Below are 3,410 nucleotides of genomic sequence, written 5' to 3'. Positions count from 1 at the left end.
CCGCTCCTTTCCGAATGCCTCAGTTTAGAGCAGCTTCACCACTTAAGCAACTGTACAGTTTTTCCAGACCAGCTCTGAACCTGCCTCCGAGCTTACGGAGCTGGTTGGCGTCGAAATTGTAACGCACCTTGTGGGGCATAAGCGTGATCATCTCATCGAGCAGCTCGGCAAAATACAACAAAACGGTCGTTTTATGCCGGGTATCCCCTAAGTCAGGCCGGTGGTGGTTGGAGATCATATGGATGATTTCCTGCTTGGTGAACGGCAGCAGGGTCACCTTTTTCTCGCCGAAGAGTTCGACGCTTTTCTGCTGATGGTCATCGATAAAAGCTTCCAGCTCTTTGGGCAGCAGATCGTCCAGATCTTTCAGCTTGGGGAAATGTTTCGTGCGGATGATTCCCATGTCGTGCAGGACGCCGCCCATGCCGATGTTAACCAGCGAGATCACCGACCATTTCATTTTCAGGCCGATCGCGATCGCCAGCAGCGTAACACGGATACAGTGTTCGTGAATCATGCTGACCGGGTCACCCTGCCTCTCCGAGGTGATCCTGAATTCGTACATGTGCTTGATCATATCCGGATTGGAGATGAGCTTCTCCATGATCCGCAGCACTTTGTCCTGCAGGTCCTCATCCTTGAGAAAATTCGGGTATTCCTTACCCTCGGAAATATTCCGGGTGATCTGGGAGACATCCTGATCCAGGATGCTCTTGAGTTGGATCAGCGCCCTGTCGTCAGGCTTGATTTCCACCTTGAAACTGACCGGAGAAAGCTGGGAGGCAAACCTGCGGATAGACTCGATGACCTTGTCATCCAACCTGGCGTCCGGCATCTCCTTACGCGTAATAAGGTAACTGCCGGCCTTCAGCCGAACGTCGCTTTCCAGCTCGAGTCCGGGAATAAGATGGTCAACGTGCACTAACATAAACTGATCTCTCTAATCCAAGCCGATTGAACTATTATCCTCATTTGATGTGTTTTATCCGACCGGTCCGGTGCAACACCACGTTCCAGGATAGATTTATCCAGGCTATCGCAATTTGGCATTAAACTGCCAGCAAGTCAAGAAATGATAGTGGCTCTATGCCCATTAGACAACAAACATTTAACGCGAACAATGCAACTATCCTTAAGTAATAGTTTGCGCAGTTCGACCGAAATCGCGTCTGTCCGCGTTCTGATACACAGTCGTTGATATCGACGCGGATCATGAAAAGTTTCAATTTCTGAGAATTGATTATCAAACAGGCGGGTTCTCGATGAAGGACCGTCAACGGCTGAGTTGTCTCTCAGGCCTGCCGCCTTCCGCAAGCACGGCAGGCAAACTGGGTGCGCAATTAACCGTTCCGGCTGAGAAGGTCGGCAAGGTCCCAATCGAGGTTGAGCTTTACCTGTCCCGCCTCGCGGTGATCGTAAACCAGATACCCGTGCTCCAATCCATGAGCGAATAATTTACTAGTAATTATAACGTCTTTGGCGCAGTAGTCAATCACCTTCTCCAGCTGCCCGTCCCTGAACCATTCGATCGCCTGAAGGCCATCGGCGCTTTTCGACTCCCCCAGCGTCGCCTCCGCCAGTGCGCCCAGCCCGATCCGGTGACCCAGGCGCTGGTGGATGTCGGCCAGGATATCGAAGGTCCTCACCGCCGTAAGGTCGCGAGTGCTGTAGGCGCTCATCACCTCGTAATCGAATCCCAGCAGGTTGAATCCCACTACGAGGTCGGCCTCGAACAGGATTTCCAGCAGACGCTCCGCATCGTTCTCAGTAAATGTCAGCAGTTCACCGGTTGCCGCGTCCTGGAGGACGGCCACCGCGAGGCGCATCAGGCGCTTATTTCGCCAGCCGCCGACCTCTTCGGCCGAGCGTTGGGTTTCGATATCGAAGAAGTAGATTTTTTTATCCGGCGGGAACAGCTTTCCGGCGTCCACTACTTCCTCTGCGGGAACCGGTTCAGGAGCCGGTCCGGGCTCGTCGGCCGCTTCATCCTCCACCGGCAGATTCCGCAGGCCCAGCAGCATTTCCAGCACGGCGGCTGCGGCCCGTTTGTCCAACGGCTTGTTCCCGCTGCCGCATTTCGGGGAGTGAATGCAGGAGGGGCAGCCGGATTCGCAGTCGCACTCGACAATCAGCCTGCGGGTGGCATCCAGCAGTTCGACTATCCTGCCGTAGCCGCCATGGGCGATCCCCACCCCGCCCGGATAACCGTCGTAGATGAATATCGCCGGACCGCCCACCTGCGGGTGTTCGGTAAAGCAGATCCCGCCGATATCGTTGCGGTCGCAGAGGACGAACAGGGGGAAAATGGCTATCGATGCATGTTCCACGGCATGGATGCCGCCCATGAAATGCGCGTTATCCTGCTTCACCCCCCGGCTGACCCCGGACGGGATCTCGATCCAGAAACCGGTGGTCTCGAATACCTGGGGCGGCAGTTCAAGCGGGTGGGTACTGAGCAGTTCTCCGCCCGGGATCCCCCGCTTCTTGAAACCGGTGATTTGCTCCGTCACTTTCAACCGTCCGTAGCGTACCAGGAAATTGCCCTCGGGGCGGCTGGCCAGCACCTCCAGGATCTCTGTATCCTTTTCCGCGTTGACCATCGTGTAGTAGGGGTCCCTGGAAGGCTCCACGTAGACATTGCGCTTTTCCATGTCCAGCCGCTCCACCCTGTACTGCCGCGCGCGGTGAAGGTATATCGCTCCGGGATGGCATTCGGCCAGCACCCGCGCCCCGCCCACCGAACCGATCCGTCCCGGCGGGTCGGATGAGGCGTCCAGGATCGTAAAGCTCTCCCCCGCCTGGCGCAGCGAGACCTCGCGGTGGGGGTATTTTCGCGCGCTGAAAATCCGGCCGTCGCCCACGCTTTCCACCAGCCTGCCGCGCTGAAGCAGATTTTTCGCCGTCTGCCGCCAGCCGTCCGGGAACTTATCCAATTCGTCCTCCTCCAGCGGGATCTCGGCAGCGGCGCACTCCAGGTGGTCGGCCACGATATATGGATTCCCCGGATCGACCAGCGCGCGTTCGCAGCCGCGGGAGAAGAAATTGTCCGGATGGCGCATGAAAAACTGATCCAGCGCATCGGCCTGGGCGATCATCAGCACCACGCTCTCCCGTCCGGCGCGCCCCACCCTGCCGCTGCGCTGCCAGGTCTGGGTGACAGTCCCCGGATAACCCACCAGCACGCAGGCGTCCAGCCCGCCGATATCGATCCCCATCTCCAGCGCGCTGGTGCTGATCACCCCGTCGAGCACTCCGCCGGCCAGGTCCCGCTCGATCTGCCTCCGCTCCGAGGGCAGGTACCCCGAGCGGTAACTGCTGACCCGGCCGGCCAGTCCGCGGTTGGAGCGCAGCAGCCAGCTATGGATCAGTTCCGTGCTGCGCCTGCTCTTGGTAAACGTGATCGTTTTGAA

2 protein-coding genes are annotated in these 3,410 nt (G+C 57.8%); both read right to left on the bottom strand.

What is annotated here, in order from left to right; translation table 11 throughout:
• Window positions 1-19 precede the first annotated feature (19 nt).
• Window positions 20-928 (bottom strand): HD domain-containing protein, encoded by a 909-nt coding sequence (locus FVQ81_18170; GenBank protein ID MBW7998457.1) that lies wholly within the window; start codon window positions 926-928, stop codon window positions 20-22.
• Between the two features lie 412 nt (window positions 929-1,340).
• The coding region (locus tag FVQ81_18165) for a DUF1998 domain-containing protein (GenBank protein ID MBW7998456.1) at window positions 1,341-3,410 on the bottom strand (2,070 nt) is incomplete at its 5' end.

It is taken from the genome of Candidatus Glassbacteria bacterium, from assembly GCA_019456185.1.
Classification (GTDB): Bacteria; Gemmatimonadota; Glassbacteria; order GWA2-58-10; family GWA2-58-10; genus JAJRTS01.
The sequence above is the reverse complement of the archived record's forward strand: the minus strand, read 5'-3'. Positions and strand labels throughout refer to the sequence as shown.